The 17069-nt window shown below is 41.1% G+C and carries 15 protein-coding genes and 1 pseudogene; 8 read left to right on the top strand and 8 right to left on the bottom strand.

Translation table 11 applies throughout. The features are described from left to right. Both F967_RS10800 and F967_RS10795 read left to right on the top strand, forming a co-directional pair. Positions 1 to 1218, top strand: coding sequence for a hypothetical protein (locus F967_RS10800; RefSeq protein ID WP_004799839.1), 1218 nt, complete (start codon positions 1 to 3; stop codon positions 1216 to 1218). Between the two features lie 9 nt (positions 1219 to 1227). Beyond that, positions 1228 to 2094: a DUF7281 domain-containing protein gene (locus tag F967_RS10795; RefSeq protein WP_004799838.1), complete on the top strand. Its 867-nt coding sequence runs from the start codon at positions 1228 to 1230 to the stop codon at positions 2092 to 2094. 213 nt (positions 2095 to 2307) lie between these two features. Here the strand turns inward: F967_RS10795 and F967_RS10790 are convergent, their stop codons facing one another. Further along, a complete protein-coding gene (locus tag F967_RS10790) occupies positions 2308 to 4041 on the bottom strand; it encodes an ATP-binding protein (RefSeq protein ID WP_004799836.1) in 1734 nt (577 codons plus the stop codon). A 9-nt stretch (positions 4042 to 4050) separates the two neighbouring features. Continuing rightward, complete coding sequence (locus F967_RS10785; protein WP_228127282.1) at positions 4051 to 5055, bottom strand: SIR2 family protein; 1005 nt, start codon at positions 5053 to 5055, stop codon at positions 4051 to 4053. 362 nt (positions 5056 to 5417) lie between these two features. Here F967_RS10785 and F967_RS10780 point away from each other — a divergent pair, with 362 nt between their 5' ends. Next, complete coding sequence (locus F967_RS10780; RefSeq protein WP_004760987.1) at positions 5418 to 5894, top strand: helix-turn-helix domain-containing protein; 477 nt, start codon at positions 5418 to 5420, stop codon at positions 5892 to 5894. Further along, entirely contained in the window at positions 5890 to 6429 is a 540-nt protein-coding gene (locus F967_RS10775) for an IS630 family transposase (protein WP_126038012.1), read from the top strand. The genes F967_RS10780 and F967_RS10775 overlap by 5 nt, the downstream gene beginning before the upstream one ends. 149 nt (positions 6430 to 6578) lie before the next feature. Here F967_RS10775 and F967_RS10770 read toward each other — a convergent pair whose 3' ends face one another. The 4 genes from F967_RS10770 to F967_RS10760 all read right to left on the bottom strand — a co-directional run bounded on the left by F967_RS10770 (position 6579) and on the right by F967_RS10760 (position 11418). Next, positions 6579 to 7862 (bottom strand): ribonucleotide-diphosphate reductase subunit beta, encoded by a 1284-nt coding sequence (locus F967_RS10770; RefSeq protein WP_004799832.1) that lies wholly within the window; start codon positions 7860 to 7862, stop codon positions 6579 to 6581. A 41-nt stretch (positions 7863 to 7903) separates the two neighbouring features. Continuing rightward, positions 7904 to 8368 (bottom strand): hypothetical protein, encoded by a 465-nt coding sequence (locus F967_RS10765; protein ID WP_004682967.1) that lies wholly within the window; start codon positions 8366 to 8368, stop codon positions 7904 to 7906. Positions 8369 to 8392: 24 nt separating this feature from the next. After that, entirely contained in the window at positions 8393 to 8521 is a 129-nt protein-coding gene (locus F967_RS13945) for a hypothetical protein (RefSeq protein WP_004799830.1), read from the bottom strand. Between the two features lie 62 nt (positions 8522 to 8583). Then, a complete protein-coding gene (locus tag F967_RS10760) occupies positions 8584 to 11418 on the bottom strand; it encodes a ribonucleoside-diphosphate reductase subunit alpha (RefSeq protein ID WP_004799827.1) in 2835 nt (944 codons plus the stop codon). Positions 11419 to 11964: 546 nt separating this feature from the next. On the opposite strand from F967_RS10760, the gene bfmR reads away from it, so the two are divergent. Further along, entirely contained in the window at positions 11965 to 12681 is a 717-nt protein-coding gene (gene bfmR / locus F967_RS10755) for a response regulator transcription factor BfmR (protein WP_004799826.1), read from the top strand. A gap of 100 nt (positions 12682 to 12781) precedes the next feature. After that, complete coding sequence (bfmS, locus tag F967_RS10750) at positions 12782 to 14428, top strand: sensor histidine kinase BfmS (protein ID WP_004682960.1); 1647 nt, start codon at positions 12782 to 12784, stop codon at positions 14426 to 14428. Between the two features lie 90 nt (positions 14429 to 14518). Here bfmS and F967_RS10745 read toward each other — a convergent pair whose 3' ends face one another. Further along, positions 14519 to 14875, bottom strand: a complete 357-nt coding sequence (locus F967_RS10745) for a hypothetical protein (RefSeq protein ID WP_004799824.1) — start codon at positions 14873 to 14875, stop codon at positions 14519 to 14521. 92 nt (positions 14876 to 14967) lie between these two features. Further along, positions 14968 to 15275: pseudogene (locus tag F967_RS14555) on the bottom strand (GGDEF domain-containing protein); the annotation flags it as partial. A 538-nt stretch (positions 15276 to 15813) separates the two neighbouring features. Here F967_RS14555 and ndhC point away from each other — a divergent pair. After that, positions 15814 to 16365 carry an NADH-quinone oxidoreductase subunit A gene (gene ndhC / locus F967_RS10735; protein WP_004675096.1) on the top strand — a complete coding sequence of 184 codons (552 nt, stop codon included), beginning with the start codon at positions 15814 to 15816 and terminating at the stop codon, positions 16363 to 16365. Positions 16366 to 16371: 6 nt separating this feature from the next. Beyond that, positions 16372 to 17049 (top strand): NuoB/complex I 20 kDa subunit family protein, encoded by a 678-nt coding sequence (locus tag F967_RS10730; protein WP_004675095.1) that lies wholly within the window; start codon positions 16372 to 16374, stop codon positions 17047 to 17049. Positions 17050 to 17069 lie beyond the last annotated feature (20 nt).

Genomic DNA, 17069 nt, shown 5'->3' with positions numbered 1-17069 from the left:
ATGTCTGATCAAAATCATCCAGCGTTAGTACCATGTCGTTTATTAACAAATAATATTGATTTAATAGGACATGCCATTAAACACCAACATGGCATCATTGACTGTACTTATGATATTGAAAATAAAATTGAGTCGTTAGCTAAAGCTGGATTAGGCTATCGTGATCTTGATGGTTTTATCATTCAAAGTAACGTATTACGGTTTGTATCTCATTTTGATCGCAGAGGACGTATTAAGAATAGTCCTGGTCAGATTGCATCGCTCATAATCCGAATAGAGGAATGCGCACACTCGTATGCTTTTTCTAAACAGAGAAACTATGAAGATGCAAAATATGACCAAGGAGAATTAATCGATGCGCTCCTAGAGCTGTCTAATGTACTTGTTGAAGACTATATTCATTTTTCCAGCCAAGTTCATGAAAAATTATTGATTATTAGTGATTTGGAAGTCCGCATCAGAGCTAATGAAAAAGCAATTCAGGATTTAAAGCCATTAAGCGATATCATGATTCAACTGTCACCAGACAAACTGGCCCAACTTGGTGTTGGAGACAAAGAGATTGAACGTCTGATTACCAAAAGGTTAACACCGATCGTTTTTAAGTGTCATAAAGAACTGATTAATGCAGGGCATGTGTTGAATGAATATCTACTCCGATGGAAGAAAGATTTAGAAATTCAGAAACGTAATTCCATGATTGATGCTGTACATAGTTTTTTGGCTAGTAAACAGCTAAGTTCTATATTAGATCAAAGCACTGCACCTAGCCCTTTTTTTCGAGTTTATAAACCACAATTCACTGCCTATGCTGATTTAGGTTTATACAGAGCACAGGAAACATTGGAGCTAATCGCACGAAAAGCGAGTGAAAACAGAGAGAAGATAACAAAAGAAGCTGAAAAAGAAATTGTTGAGGTGGAAATACAGATAGATGCAGAAGTTCTGGTAGAACCCTCAGCGCTAGAGGTAGCATCAAACCATTTCTTTGAGGCGTTGATGCATCCTCAAGGGCCAGTTGAGCTCACTGCTGTACAATGTTATCAAGACTTAAAGCCAGAAGTTGAAATCAATTCTTGGATATTGCATCTTGTCAGTTCGTATCGTGATAATTATGAATATTATGCTGGGGTATTAGACATGCATTTTATCGAAAATATCATTCCTAATTATAACGGCAACCGGTTAGTTCATGATGTCGTAATTAAACGTATTTAACAGGTTATCATGATTACTGGTACTCAATTAAATGTTATTCAACAGGCATTACTCAAGAGAACGAAAAAAGTATCGTTGAATAATACGTGGCGAATGTTACATGACTCTGAGGCAATTGGCAGGGTTAGAGGTCGTGATTTGCATCTAGATGATTTAGACTTTGTGAGATTAGATCAGATTTATAAGCAATATAGGAAAGTTGAAGCTGATATTGAAATTCCAAAGGGATTATCTCGATTTGAACATGTTAAATACAGCATTAATGAAAAGGACACTAATAAATCTGTTTTTTCAGATTATCTAGTCTTTGCATCTGTCAAAGCGGCATTACCTCTGAAAAGTGGTATGTTAGATATATCACATCCGAAGTTTCTAGCCACAATAGATATTAACGAAGTAGATACTAGTGCTATTAAACAATTGGTCATTGTAGAAAATGGCGACATGATGGTCCACTTATATAAATGGCACCAGTATTTGCCAGAGCAATGGCAGGTTAGCCTCTTTCTATACCGCGGACAAGGAAAGAATATTAAGTTGGTTAATGAGCTGTTAGAAAGATTAGCTGATACAGCTAAAATTGCAGTCTACTCTGATTTCGATCCTAGTGGGCTTTTGATAGTTTTAAATTACATCTCAAGTCGTGATTTATACATCGTCGTGCCAAAAGATTGGCAGAACTTAGATGAGGAACATTCATCAAATCGATTGCAAATTTATCTTAAACAGATTTCACAATCTATAAATTTTGATGAAGCTTTTGCTAAGCACACTCTTTTGAATGATATTTTTCAGCATATGAAACACAAGAAATTGGCGATCATGCAGGAGAATGTCCACCTAATGAATGGCTTGGAAGTCATAAGGGTAATTTAGATTTGGAGTTTCTTAAAAAATGAGTAGGGTGATTTTTAAGTTTTGGATAGGTAGTTTTTTTGCGCTTGGTGAAAAGTCACTAAGATCCTAAACACATGGCAGCTTCATTTCATAAATATCTCAGAGTCCTTTTTATAGGATGAGTTTTAGATCATAAATGACGCTATGCTATGGTTGAATTGAGAGGGGATGCTTTGTCCCCTCAAATCTTTATTATTGAATACTTTGCTTACGCCAATTATCAACGGCAGTTGATAGGCGCTTTTCCTTGACTTGCGTCTGCCATTCATCCCAGAAATTGACAGTACCACTATTTGATTTATTTTGAGGTTCATCGATCCTAATTCGACTTGGTAGTAAGCTGGCATCACCAACGACTAATGCTTCTCCAGTGTCGAGAGTCGGAAGAATATCACTAAAACCACCGAGGCTATCAGGAAGAAGGCGTTTAATAACTCCTTGATCTTCAGCATTAGTCAGTCGCATGGAAACGAAGTTGCTACATTGGCTTAACAGTGTTTTATTTACTTCAGATGGGCGTTGGCTGATTACAACTAAGCTGACACCATATTTGCGTCCTTCTTTGGCGATGCGTTCGAAGATATCCAATGAAATATCATCAGCAGAATCTGCCATATTGCGCTGTGGCATATATAGATGGGCTTCATCACAGAGAAGAGCAATAGGGTGACGAAGTTCAGAAGGGGTCCACTGTTGTACGGAAAATGTGACTCGTGCAACAAGGGAAACGATCAGGGGAAGAACATCCGAGGGAACTTCAGAGAAGTTGATGATCTTGATGCCTGCCTTACCATTTTCATCTCTGCTGCCGAGTACAGCACTAGCAAATTTCTCAAGCCAAGCAAAATCAAGAATATCCTCACCACCATTAAACATGAAGCCGAGACGTCTATCAGAGATTTTGTTTTCAAGTCTAGAAATCATGCGCGCGAGCTTTCCAAAGAAATCGCCCTGTTTTTCAGTTCCAGCTTTAGCACCAGGAACCATTTCGACGTTAATAGAATTCAGTTGCTCCAAAAGGAAATACAGATCAAATGGAACGGGGCTATCAACAGTAAAATGCTTTAGTAAATCATGTTGCCCATTGTCTTCTAGGTATTTTCTTTTTGCTTGGTTAATCTCACGAGCCATGATCATGGCTTGATTGGGTGCATTTTGATCGCTACGATCAACAAACATGGAAACCAGCGCCTCATAAGAAAGAAGCCAATAAGGAAGATAAAGTACATCATCAGAAATGGTACTTTTAGCTTCCACATCTGCTGGTCCTGCAACCTTAAAGTGCTGAATGCCTGCCCCTGTTAATGGAGCGTATTCACCGTGAAGATCAAATACAATAGCATTCGCAGTAGCAAGCCCTGACATCTGTTCAATAATTTTGGCAGTTGTCCACGACTTTCCAGAACCTGTACTTCCTCCGATAAAAGCATGGCGTTGGAAAAATTTATTGCCATTGAGATAGGCTACTGCGTTCTCATCCAGTGTGTACTTACCTAGCGTCAAGGCATTTCCATCTGCTGAAACACTAGAGAGCGTACGCATAAATCTGGTTAGGTTATCACCTTCAAGCGAAAAGCAGTTGGCATCAATTTCTGGAACACTTTCCAGTGTTCGACGGAAGACGTTCTCCTTGGAGCCATCACGATCCAGCATGGTTCCAATTAAAGCAATGCGGCATAGATTCAATTCTGAGTTTTGTTCTACTATTCCATCATCGGAAATATTCTCGATACCACGCTTTCTAGTCACTTGTGTAATAAGCCCAATGAGGTGCTGTCCAGGTCTGCTGCTTTGGAGCACAGCAAGGTGATTAACCTGTAGTCGTTTTAGATGAGCAATATTCTCTACATCTACAATAACATTGGTCGTATCAACGGAGGCAACCTTCCCGAGGGTCTCTTCATCCTTAAAGTTAAATATAGCCATATGTTCTCTCTACATGATGAGTGATAAGTAGCCCTCAAGGCTCCAAATGTTTTTATCAACTGTGAACGAAGAGTGGCTTAGTGAAGAGTAAACAACTGACTTGTCATCTGTCGCCCCACGCTCTATCGCTAAGTAATTTTTTGCTTTGCCATCAATAATAAGTTTTTTGGCCGAATCGGAAAGCGCGTATGTGATGATAGTGACTGGTGCTTCCTGTCGCTGACATTTAGCCATAAGTTTTGGTTGAATATGTTCATCATTGAATCCATATCCAATACACAAGTATGATCCTGCTTCATTGATAGCTTTATCGGCGTTATTAATGATAGAGCGGAATGGCTCAAGATGTGTCTTTTGGTACTTTTGAGTACCTGGTGTCACAATTTGTGGGCTATAGTTCTCAGGAATCTCTTGTGTGCCTGAAATTGCAACGGTATCTTCTAATGGAGATTGAAACCAGTCGAGAGATCCATGTACTTTCCATATATTCACTCTGCGTGAGCAGGTTAATTCATCGGGAGTGGTTAGTTGGCGGAAAAAGCCATGTGTAAAACCAGTATAGTGATGGATTTTGCTTTGCTCGCATGCGTACTCTGCCAGACGATCATAATTTGTCGTGACAACATTTACTTTTTTTAGAGTTGTTTTGAACATATGGTTAAGTAGGCGACTGAGCGGAAACATTGAAATATTTTGCAAGCCATTTTTAAAAATATTGCAATCTTCAGAGTTTATGAGTGACCACGTGGAATTTATGATCCTGCAAGTTAATTCTTTAGATACATCTATTTGATGGAGTGCTGTTTCAAGATCTATGCCATTTGTCAGTGTCTGGCAGAAAATACCCCAAGATTTCATGTCTGCATCACATAAGTCTGAAACATTGGTTTCTTTAATCAAATGCTGTGCTAGTGCCCCCATACCAGACATTCCATGTGCAGCTGATGCTCCGCTGCCTAGAATTATGATAGGAGCCTTCCCATAATAGTCCTGAGCTTGTTTTTCATAATTCACATTCGACAAGATGTTATCCTTTATTTATATTTCAATTATAAAAAATTAACTTTTTGTAACGTACCAAAAATAATAAGTGAAATATGCATTTATGTCAGTAATAAATTTAATTGAATGAAAAAAATAGTGATTTAATTAGAGGATATTTATATAGTCTTGGAGAGTCGTAACAATATAAAATTTGAAAAAAGTTTTTATTATATGGGGGTATTCAATTATTTATTTTATCCATAAAAAAAGGTACTCAAAAGAGCACCATTTTTACTTAAACAAATAGCTGAAGTAATTTTTCAATCCGCGATTAAGTTGACAAAAACAACTAAACATGCGAAAAGACATTTTTGGTTAAACGATGTTTGCACATGCCACGGATTGTTACCGTCCCACTCAGCTTAGAACAGCGTGCACAACTAATTCTCCTGACCAAGCATGCAGCACATTGGCGTGAAAGACAACGTGCCCAAACCATTCTCTGGCTTTCCGAAGGTAAAACTGTTGCCGAAGTTGCTGCGTTACAAGAGCGTATCCCAGAAACCATAAGGCTACAACGCCGACATTGGGAGCTACATCAGTTTGAATCGATTCAAGAAGGTCATCGCTCAGGCCGTCCCAATACACTGACATCAAACTATCAGGCTCAAATCTTAGAGTGGGTCAACACAAGCCCACTCAATGCAGAACAAATCCGATTCAAACTGCATGAAAAACACGGTGTGTCCGTGTCTGTTGAAACTATTCGCAAGTTTTTGCGAGATTCAGGCATGGTCTTCAAACGCACCCGCCACAGCTTGAAAAAAAAGAGACCCGACCGCATTTGGACAAGCGCAACAGCAGATTGAAGCATTACGTGAGCAAGCGGCACGTGGTGAAATTGTATTGGGCTATGTGGACGAAACAGGATTTTCGGCTACGCCAGATAACCGTTATGCATGGACAAAGATAGGCGATGTTCATGCGGTTGATGCTGTAAGACTAAAGCGAGTTAATGTGATGGGTTGTCTGCTGTCAACAGGTCATCTGATCACCAGTTGCCTACAGGAGTCCGTTAACAGTCGCTGGTTTTATGCCTATTTGATGGGTGTAGCAGCACAGGTGAAACGCAGCTATCAAGTTCCTTTGGTGTTGATTGTTGACAATGCCTCGATTCATCGCAGCAAACAGATGGTAGATTGGCGCAAGCTTCTTGTACAAGAGTATTCAACGACTTTGTATTTTCTACCTGCGTATAGTCCTGAGCTGAATAGAATTGAGATGGTTTGGAAGCAGATGAAGTATAACTGGCGGGATTTTAAGGTGATGAAGGCAGATCAAATAGAGCGTTGGGTTGGGCAGATTTCAAAGGGTTTTGGTAATGAATACATGTTTACTTTTTAGTTGATACTTAAGCCAATTAGCAATCAAATACGAATAAAAAATCCGATTTCTAAAAATCGGATTTTTTATTAATGACAACTTATGTGTCGTTCAATGACATTTTATGTGTCGCAAATGACAACTTATGTGTCACGTGACGTAGATTAAACTTACCAGCTTAACGCACCACCAGTCTGATAATCCGTTACCCGCGTTTCAAAGAAGTTCTTCTCTTTACGCAAGTCCATCATCTCAGACATCCACGCAAATGGATTGGTCACGCCAGCAAACTGCTCTGGTAAACCGAGTTGCGATAAACGACGGTTACAGATGAACTTCAAATATTCTTCCATCATGCTTGCATTCATGCCCAATACACCGCGTGGCATAGTGTCACGTGCATATTCGATCTCAAGCATCGTACCTTCAAGAATCATTTGAATCACTTCTTGTTGGAATTCAGCAGTCCAAAGGTGAGGGTTCTCAATCTTGATTTGGTTGATCATATCGATACCAAAGTTCAAGTGCATTGATTCATCACGTAGGATGTATTGGAATTGCTCAGCAACACCATTCATCTTGTTGCGACGACCCATACTCAAGATTTGAGTAAAACCACAGTAGAAGAAAATACCTTCTAATACACAGTAGAATGCAATCAAGTTACGAAGTAAACGTTGATCGTTTTCAGGCGTACCTGTGTGGAATGTAGGATCACTTAAAGATTGAGTATATTTCAAGCCCCATGATGCTTTACGTGCAACACTTGGAATCTCACGGTACATGTTGAAGACTTCGCCTTCGTCCATACCTAAAGATTCGATACAGTATTGGTAAGCATGCGTGTGAATCGCTTCTTCAAATGCTTGACGCAAGATGTATTGGCGGCATTCAGGGTTTGTAATATGACGATAAATCGCCAAAACTAAGTTGTTCGCAACCAATGAGTCTGCTGTTGAGAAGAAACCTAAAGAACGCATAACGATAGTACGCTCATCTTCGGTTAAGCCATTTTCAGACTTCCAAAGTGCGATATCGTGGTTCATGTTAACTTCTTGTGGCATCCAGTGGTTTGCACACCCATCCAAGTATTTTTGCCAAGCCCACTCATATTTGAATGGAACAAGTTGGTTTAAATCCGCACGACAGTTGATCATGGCTTTGTCGTCAACTTGTACACGCTGAGCACCCATTTCAAGCTCTTCTAAGCCCGGTGCAACATCCAAATGATCTAGGGCTGCAGATGCTCTAGCCAACGAATCGGTTGGATTTGTTGCTCGGTTGGCACTGGCTCCAACGGGTTGTGCAGCTGCCATGCTCGGCGATGATTGCTCTGCATTAGATACCACCTGCGTATTAACCGTTTTTTGCGAGTCGAGGGACGCAGACTTGTGTTCAGGTGCAGTCGGTTTTTGCGTATCATCTTCAAAATCGTCCCAGCTAAGGATAGACATATTTAATCTCACTATAATCTTAATTTATTTACATTGCAGTTTTAAAAAATGAAAATGGCGCATAAGAAACACAGCAAAACAAAAAGGGTAATAATCAATCCCATCATCGCTAAACGTTTGAGATTGATAGTTGCGGGAAGTGAGTTTGGCGTTAATAATTTGCCTGTTTCATCATAAATGGCAATCGCTCTTGCCCCGCTACTTAGCCCTAGCTCTTGTAATGCTCGTATTTCTACTTGTGTTAAACCAAATTCCATTCGCTCCATTGCTTGAATAAACATATAAGGAGCTAAATACTTAAAACCGCCACCACCACGTTTGAGTAACTGCGTTAATGTAGTTTCAGCGATACTAAAATCACCTAATAACGAACGTGGATGTGAAAACTGTGCACATTCAGTTAGATATTCTGTAGAAGATGGATAATGAAGTACTATCCGATCGACATAAATCTGTACTAAAACAGCAGGAGCATTAGCATATCGTTCTAAATCAGTTTGAAGCATAGTTCTACTTCCCAATAAAGCACTTTATTGATCTTGCTTACGCTGTTGTTTCCGAATGGCTAAAAATGCATAAACCATCGGTACATAAAAGAAAATAAAGGCAAAGATCAGAACAGCTAATCCCAACATATAGTTATGAGTCATAGTCATCATACTCTTTGCCTTAATCTTTAGAACCCTTCTTGCTATAAAGAAGGGTGCTTTATTGGATTAAATTACTGACAAGCTTCACAGTCTGGATTGTCAATTGAACATGCCATTGGAACTGGAGCTGCTGTAGTGAAACCATCTTCTTCAACTTGAGCTTCTGGTTTCTTATCTTCAACCGCTTGAGCTGCAACGACAGGAGCCTCAACTGATGCTGGTTTAACTGCGTTCAATGCACCCGTATTGATTGTTGATTTCTCAGCAGAAGTTGCACCCAAAGCACGGAGGTAATAAGTCGTTTTAAGACCACGTAACCATGCCATCTTATAGGTAATGTCAAGTTTCTTACCGTTCGCACCAGCGATGTAAAGGTTAAGCGACTGTGCTTGATCAATCCATTTTTGACGACGTGATGCAGCATCAACGATCCAACGAGTTTCCACTTCAAAAGCTGTCGCGAAGATTGCTTTCAATTCTTCAGGAATACGTGCAATCTTTTGTACTGAACCTTCAAAGTGTTTCAGATCATTTACCATCACGGTATCCCATAGACCACGTTCTTTTAATGCACGAACAAGGTAAGGGTTGATCACTGTGAATTCACCTGAAAGGTTAGATTTCACATACAAGTTTTGGAATGTTGGCTCAATCGACTGAGACACACCACAAATGTTTGAAATCGTTGCAGTCGGTGCAATCGCCATTACATTTGAGTTACGCATACCATCTTTTTGAACTTTGGCACGTAAGCTATCCCAATCCAAACGTTGAGTACGATCAACTTCGAACATACGTTCAGGACGTGATTTAGCAACTAACTCTAAAGAGTCGATTGGTAGAATGCCTTGATCCCACAATGAACCTTTAAATGTTGAGTAAGCACCACGCTCTAGCGCAAGATCGCTTGATGTTTGAATCGCGTAGTAACTGATCACTTCCATAGATTCATCAGCAAAATCAACTGCTGCATCTGAACCGTAAGCAATGCCCATTTCATATAGTGCATCTTGGAAGCCCATGATACCCATACCGACAGGGCGGTGCTTTAAGTTCGAGTTTTTCGCTTGTGGTACAGCGTAGTAGTTAATGTCGATTACGTTGTCGAGCATACGTACCGCAGTTTTAATCGTGCGAGCTAATTTCTCACGATCTAACACACCACCTTGAACGTGTTGTACAAGGTTAATCGAACCCAAGTTACAAACTGCGATTTCATCTTGGCTTGTGTTCAATGTAATTTCAGTACACAAGTTTGATGAGTGCACTACACCAACGTGTTGTTGTGGTGAACGTAAGTTACATACGTCTTTGAATGTGATCCACGGATGACCTGTTTCAAATAACATCGAAAGCATTTTGCGCCACAAGTCTTTGGCACGTACTTTCTTGTGTAGCATGTTTTGTTCTTTTGCTACTGCTTCGTAATGTGTATAACGTTCAGCAAACTCAGCACCTGTTAGATCGTGTAGATCAGGCGTTTCTGAAGGTGTAAATAATGTCCATTCAGCATCTTCAAATACACGTTGCATGAATAAATCAGGAACCCAGTTCGCTGTATTCATGTCGTGAGTACGACGACGATCATCACCTGTGTTTTTACGTAACTCTAGGAATTCTTCAACATCTAAGTGCCAAGTTTCTAAGTACGCACAAACTGCACCTTTACGCTTACCACCTTGGTTAACAGCAACTGCGGTATCATTCGCTACTTTAAGGAATGGAACAACACCTTGAGACTTACCATTTGTACCTTTGATATATGAGTTCAAAGCACGTACAGGTGTCCAGTCATTACCTAAACCACCAGCCCATTTAGAAAGCATTGCGTTGTCACGCATCGCACCATAAATGTCATATAGGTCATCACCAATTGTTGTTAAATAACAGCTTGATAGTTGTGGGCGTAATGTACCTGAGTTAAATAGCGTTGGCGTAGATGCCATGTAATCGAAGCTAGATAATAAGTTATAGAACTCGATTGCACGCTCTTCTTTATTTTCTTCATTGAGTGCGAGACCCATTGAAACACGCATAAAGAATAATTGTGGTAATTCAAAACGTACACCATTTGAATGAATGAAGTAACGATCGAATAAAGTTTGTAGACCTAGATAGGTAAATTGATTTGAGCGTTCAGGTTGAATCGCTGCTGATAATTTAGCAAGGTCAAAATTAAGAAGATCAGGAGATAAAAGATCAAGCTCGATCCCTTTCTTCAAGAAAGGTTCTAAAGCATCATTCTCAGATGTATCCGTTGATAAACCTAAGAATTCTAATCCAGTGCCGACAAGCTCATTACATAACAAACGTGCAGTCACATAAGTATAGTTTGGCTCTTGTTCGATACGCGTACGAGTCGCCATCATCATCGTTGTTGCGATGTCACTTTCTTTTACGCCGTTATAAAGGTTTTTAACGGTTTCATCGACAATCGCTTGAACGTCAATTCCTTCCAAGCCTTCGCTTGCAGTTTCAATCGTTGCTGTAAGCGCATCTAAATCCAACGGTTGGAGCTGACCGTTGTGATCGGTGATTTGCAATGTTGGATGGTGATTTGCACCTGTTTGCTGACGAGCAGTTGCACGTTGTTCACGATAAATCACATAAGCACGAGCAACTTTTTGCTCGCCTGTACGCATGAGTGCCAATTCAACTTGATCTTGAATTTCTTCGATGTGAATCGTACCGCCAGATGGTAAACGACGTTTAAACGTGTTCATTACCATTTCAGTAAGTTGAGAAATACGGTCATGGATGCGACTTGAGTCTGCTCCTTGTTGACCTTCAACAGCTAAAAATGCTTTCCCAATCGCAACAGAGATTTTCTCAGCATTAAAAGTCGCAATTTCGCCAGTGCGCTTAATAACCTGAAGTTGGCCAGGAGTAGAAGTGATGATGCTCATGTCAGCATAGCTCCATTATCATCTATTTTTATGTTCATGGACCGTTTGAATCGAGCAAAAAGTATGCCACGATGTTTGAGGGATAAACACAATACTTAGTGGTTAAAGTTTATTTTCAACACAAGATACGGGATTTTTAACAGCAGATCAATCCTTGACATTTTAGTAAATTTTTTTTCATGTCTTAACTGCTGAATTCACAGGCACATAGCATAACAAAGCCGCCTAAAAAGGCTTATAGATAACTCTGTGGATAACTCAAAAAACAAACACTTAAATCAGTATCGATCAGTTAAGAAACAAATTGTTTAACACTGGTACAAAATCTATACTCAAAATTCATTCTGCTCTTAAACTGAGCTTGAAATTTAAAAACCTATTAAAATTCATAATTTTAATAAAAATATAACAAAACTATATTGCCGTGTATCAGTTTGGTGAACGACTACTTGTTTACAATGTAAACGTGTGTATATTGCAAAACATAAACCAATGTATCTGTCAGATTTTTAAAGATAGATTCTCTCTGATTGTAGGGGCAAATATATGAGCCAAGAAGAAAAGTTACCGAAGATTTTGATTGTTGAAGATGACGAACGATTAGCGCGTTTAACACAAGAGTATTTAATCCGTAATGGGTTAGAAGTTGGTGTTGAAACAGATGGTAACCGTGCCATTCGTCGTATTATTAGCGAACAACCAGATTTAGTTGTACTTGATGTGATGTTACCAGGCGCAGATGGCTTAACAGTTTGTCGTGAAGTGCGTCCACACTATCATCAACCGATCCTGATGCTGACCGCACGTACTGAAGATATGGATCAGGTTCTGGGCCTGGAAATGGGTGCAGATGACTATGTTGCAAAACCTGTGCAGCCGCGCGTGTTGTTGGCGCGTATTCGTGCGTTATTACGCCGTACCGACAAAGTGACTGAAGATGAAGTCGCACAGCGCATTGAATTTGATGGTCTGGTGATTGATAATGGTGGCCGTTCTGTGACTTTAAATGGTGAGTTGGTTGATTTCACTAGCGCGGAATATGACCTGTTGTGGCTGCTGGCTTCAAACGCGGGCCGTATCCTTTCCCGTGAAGATATCTTTGAGCGTTTGCGTGGCATTGAATACGATGGTCAGGACCGTTCAATTGACGTGCGTATCTCCCGTATCCGTCCAAAAATTGGTGATGATCCAGAAAATCCAAAGCGTATCAAGACCGTTCGTAGCAAGGGTTATTTGTTCGTCAAGGAAACCCATGGTATGTAATTCCATTCATCATTGAAACCTGGGTAGGGGCGAACTGTGTTCGCCTAATATTCATTTTGATATTGAGTCAGCGCATTAATTCACTCGGGCTATTTTCTTTATGGTGAGTCGAGTACTGAAAAACAGCATATTCTTGCGTATTTATGCTGGACTGGTGGTTTTGGTCGTTGTTGTGGCGGTATTCTGTTATTTGCTGGTGCAGATCATCAACTACCAACGGGCGCAGGAATATCGTGAATCCCTGACAGATGGTATTTCCTATGTCATCAGTGAGGGCGTGGCTCGCCAACCAGAAAAACAGCAAAAGCTGGACTGGATTTCAGATGCTTCGGATTTGCTGGAGCTTCCGATCTACTATGTTGATGCGGCGCGGGTGGAACTTTCCCGTACCGAGCGAAAGCGGATTGCCGAACAAAAGTCTGTGGTTCGTTACGATGCCAATAATGGTATTGGTTATGTGATTATTGGGCTGAAAGACGATCCCAAACATTTTCTCTACATTAAGGTGGATAAAATAGGTGAACGGCAGATGAAAGCGCTGCCGATTTTTGTGCTGGACTACCTGATCTTTTATCCAGGTCAAGAGCGCGAATATCTGGAAAAAATTAAAAAGCACTTCTATTATCCCATTGAAATTGCCGATATCCGAGACATTAACCTCGACTCTGAACAGATTGGCCGTTTGCGTCAGGACCAGAGCGTGCTGCTTTATAAAGACAGCGCCAGTATACGTGGCACCACCATCTCGATTGTGTCTCCCATGCCCAACCATCCTGCGCAGGTATTGGTTCTAGGCCCAGTGCCCATGTTCAACTGGATGCCTTTCCAGCTTGCGGCTGGTATCACCCTGTTCAGCCTGTTTTTATTGAGCTTGGGTGTTTATGGTTTGATTCTACCGCTTGAACGTAAAATCCGTCAGGTTCGTCATGCCCTGAATAAAATGAAGTCAGGCGACCTGTCATTGCGTGTCCCGATAGAGGGGACCGATGAAATGGCAAATCTGGCATCAAGTTATAACAATATGTCAGACCATATCCAGCGCCTGATTGAGGCACAGCGGGAATTGATGCGCGCGGTTTCGCATGAGCTGAGAACGCCTGTGGCCCGTATCCGCTTTGGTATGGAGATGCTGGCAGAAGAGGATGACTATAGTTACCGTATTCAGCAGGTGGAAATGATTGACAAGGATATTGAGGCGCTCAATACCCTGATTGATGAGATCATGACCTATGCCAAACTGGAGCAGGGCACACCATCGCTTGATTTTGAAGACCTTGTGTTGGTCGAGGTGCTGGATCAGGTGGTAATGGAGACTGAGGCACTCAAAACCCAGAAAGAAATTGAACTGATTGCGCCGCCTTTGACATTGCGTGTTGATGCCGAGCGCCGTTACCTGCACCGTGTGGTACAGAACCTTGTGGGCAATGCTGTGCGCTACTGTGACAACAAGGTGCGTATCAGTGGTGGTGTGCGTGCTGATGGCAAGGCTTATGTGTGTGTGGAGGATGATGGTCCAGGGATTCCAGAGCAGGAGCGCTCTCGCATTTTTGAGGCGTTTGCGCGTCTGGACGATAGCCGTACCCGTGCATCGGGTGGCTATGGTTTAGGCCTTTCGATCGTGAGCCGTATCGCCTACTGGTTTGGTGGTGAGATTCAGGTTGACCAAAGCCCAAACTTGGGTGGGGCGCGTTTTGTCATGACCTGGCCAGCCAAACGTTATAAACAAAGCGGTAAAAATAAAATCTAGATTTCGGGCATTAGGATTTTATAAGAAACCAAAGCCATTATGGCTTTGGTAAAGTGAATGGCTTAAAACTTGGATAGATTGACTTACTCTTTATTCATGCACAGATGGATCAGGTTCAATCAATGGCTGTCCTGAGCGCAAACCATTGAGCGCATCCGTATTAAAGTCAATCAAAAGTGAATTGTTCTTAACATCAATTTTATAGCTTTTGATGAGTGCCTGATCTCCATTGAGGGTTTCTACCTTGTAACTATCGGCAATATTGAGAATACTTTCTAGATTGGTTGTGGTCGCCGCAAAATCCTCTCTAAATACTTCGTATATGTCTCTTAAATCAAAAATCGCGTTGTCAGCATCTGGATGTTTTCGAACATAACTTTCTATATGGCGCATCAGTAGTTGTGAAAAAAAGAAATAATCCGAGTCGTGGGTGTATTCTAGATGCATATTTTTCTCCTTGTTTGCTTCTTTTAGAATACCCATCTATTGCGTCGGCTGTGTATAAAGATAATTAAAGTATTTTGCTGAATTGCAACATATTATGTCGAAATGACCACCCAATTTCGGCCCTGTCTTTTTGCCTGATAAAGTGCATCATCCGCTTGATTGAATAAATGCTTCATCGCTTGATGGTTCTTAGGCATGCAAATACACAGGCCAATGCTGAGCTGGATGAAAAATGCCGTTGTTGATCAATTGAAATAGCGGTTTGGCTCTTGTGTTGGCGAATCTGTTCAGCACAGGCGTAGGCAGCCTTAAGGCTGGTGTCTGCCATAAAAATGGTGAGCTCCTCGCCACCCAAACGTCCGAGCAGGTTATTCGGTCTAAGCTGTACCTGAATGGTTTGGGGTTTAAACGCTTTAAGTCGTTGCCTGAACGCTGCAAAGGCGGGTACGCTTAGCCAACAATCGCACCGATAAAGCTGGTGGGGCGTCATGTTTGTGGAGGACGCTTCAGTAACTCTAGCAAAACCGAGTTGGCAGGTTTAAATGAAGCCAGAAAAGTTAAGTGTGGTGTGGCACTATTATATAAAATTTGTTTAAATTTTCACCATAAATTTGTATCAATGCAATGATTTAGTTCATGCTGCCATGTTTTTGGGCATAGGGAATGGAATTCGAATGTTTTTAGAGTACAGATAAAGAAAAAAATGATTGATATGTAATACTTGATTTGATAATTCGATTTTTAAGGGTGAATTAGCAGTGATCTGGTAGAGAAGTGTAAATTTATGGACAAAATCATCCGAAAGACTAAAGCGCATCAACTAGCATGCGAAATTAGAAATCAGGTACAATTGGCGGGATTAATTTTGTGTTTGGTGTATTTGAAGGCCAATACATACATTCTTTGTTAAAAATAGGCCTGCCAGGAGTTATCCCCGCATGAGTGCCATTACTCCATACGATTGGGCGATTATCGCTTTCGTGATCGGCGTTACATTTCTTTGCGTTTTTATGCTTACAGTTCCCTTACTCCTCGGGGGTAAAGCATGGGGGCGTGCGAAGCAAGAGCAGTTTGAATCAGGTGTAGTTGGTGCGGGCGGTGCTCGTATCCGCTTGTCAGCCAAATTCTATTTAGTTGCAATTTTCTTCGTTGTCTTTGACTTGGAAGCTCTTTACCTCTACGCATGGTCGACATCAGTTCGTGAGGTAGGTTGGTTTGGATTTACCACGGTCGTTATTTTTGTTGTGGATCTTTTGATCGCTTTGGTTTATGCAATTTCTGTAGGCGCGCTGAATTGGGCACCTGTAGATCGTCGTAAATCTGCTGGTGTGACAACAAAAATTGGTTCACCGAATATGAATATTGCTGACATTACTCGATTCAATAATATTGAAGAGCTTGTTGTCGATCCTACTGGTCATATTCCAGCACAGTCTTCTGGTCGTGTTAAATCTAAAACACCGACTACATCATTACTTAAACAGGAGTAAGTCGGGATGAAATATACTTTAACCCGTGCGAATCCAGATGCCGATCAGTATCCATTACACGATCGTCAAATCGTAACTGATCCTCTTGAGGAAGAAGTGAATAAAAGTGTGATGATGACACGTCTTGAAGATGTGTTGCATACCGCAGTGAACTGGGGGCGTAAAAACTCGTTGTGGCCTTTTAACTTCGGTACTTCATGCTGCTACGTTGAATATGCGACGACTTTAACTGGTGTACATGACTTGTCTCGTTTTGGTGCTGAGGTTATTCGTGCTTCACCACGTCAAGCAGATTTAATGATTGTTGCAGGAACCTGTTTTGTCAAAATGGCACCTGTAATTCAACGTTTGTATGAACAAATGCTTGAGCCTAAGTGGGTCATCTCTATGGGGGCCTGTGCGAACTCTGGTGGTATGTACGACATCTATTCTGTAGTACAAGGTGTCGATAAAATTATTCCTGTTGATGTGTACATCCCAGGTTGCCCACCTCGTCCAGAAGCATTGATCCAAGCATTGATGTTGCTTCAGGACCAAATTCAACTAGAGCGCCGTCCACTTTCAGCGGTGATTGGTGATGATCTTCAGCCTGTGTATAAGCCAAAGATGATGCCAGAACGCGATCGTAAAAATGCGGAACGTATTGCGGTGAAAAACTTACGCTCTATGGATGAAATTAAATAATTTGAACGATGAATTGTGAT

It is taken from the genome of Acinetobacter sp. CIP 102637, from assembly GCF_000368425.1.
Lineage (GTDB): Bacteria > Pseudomonadota > Gammaproteobacteria > Pseudomonadales > Moraxellaceae > Acinetobacter > Acinetobacter parvus.
This window is presented reverse-complemented; position numbering and strand designations above follow the sequence as displayed.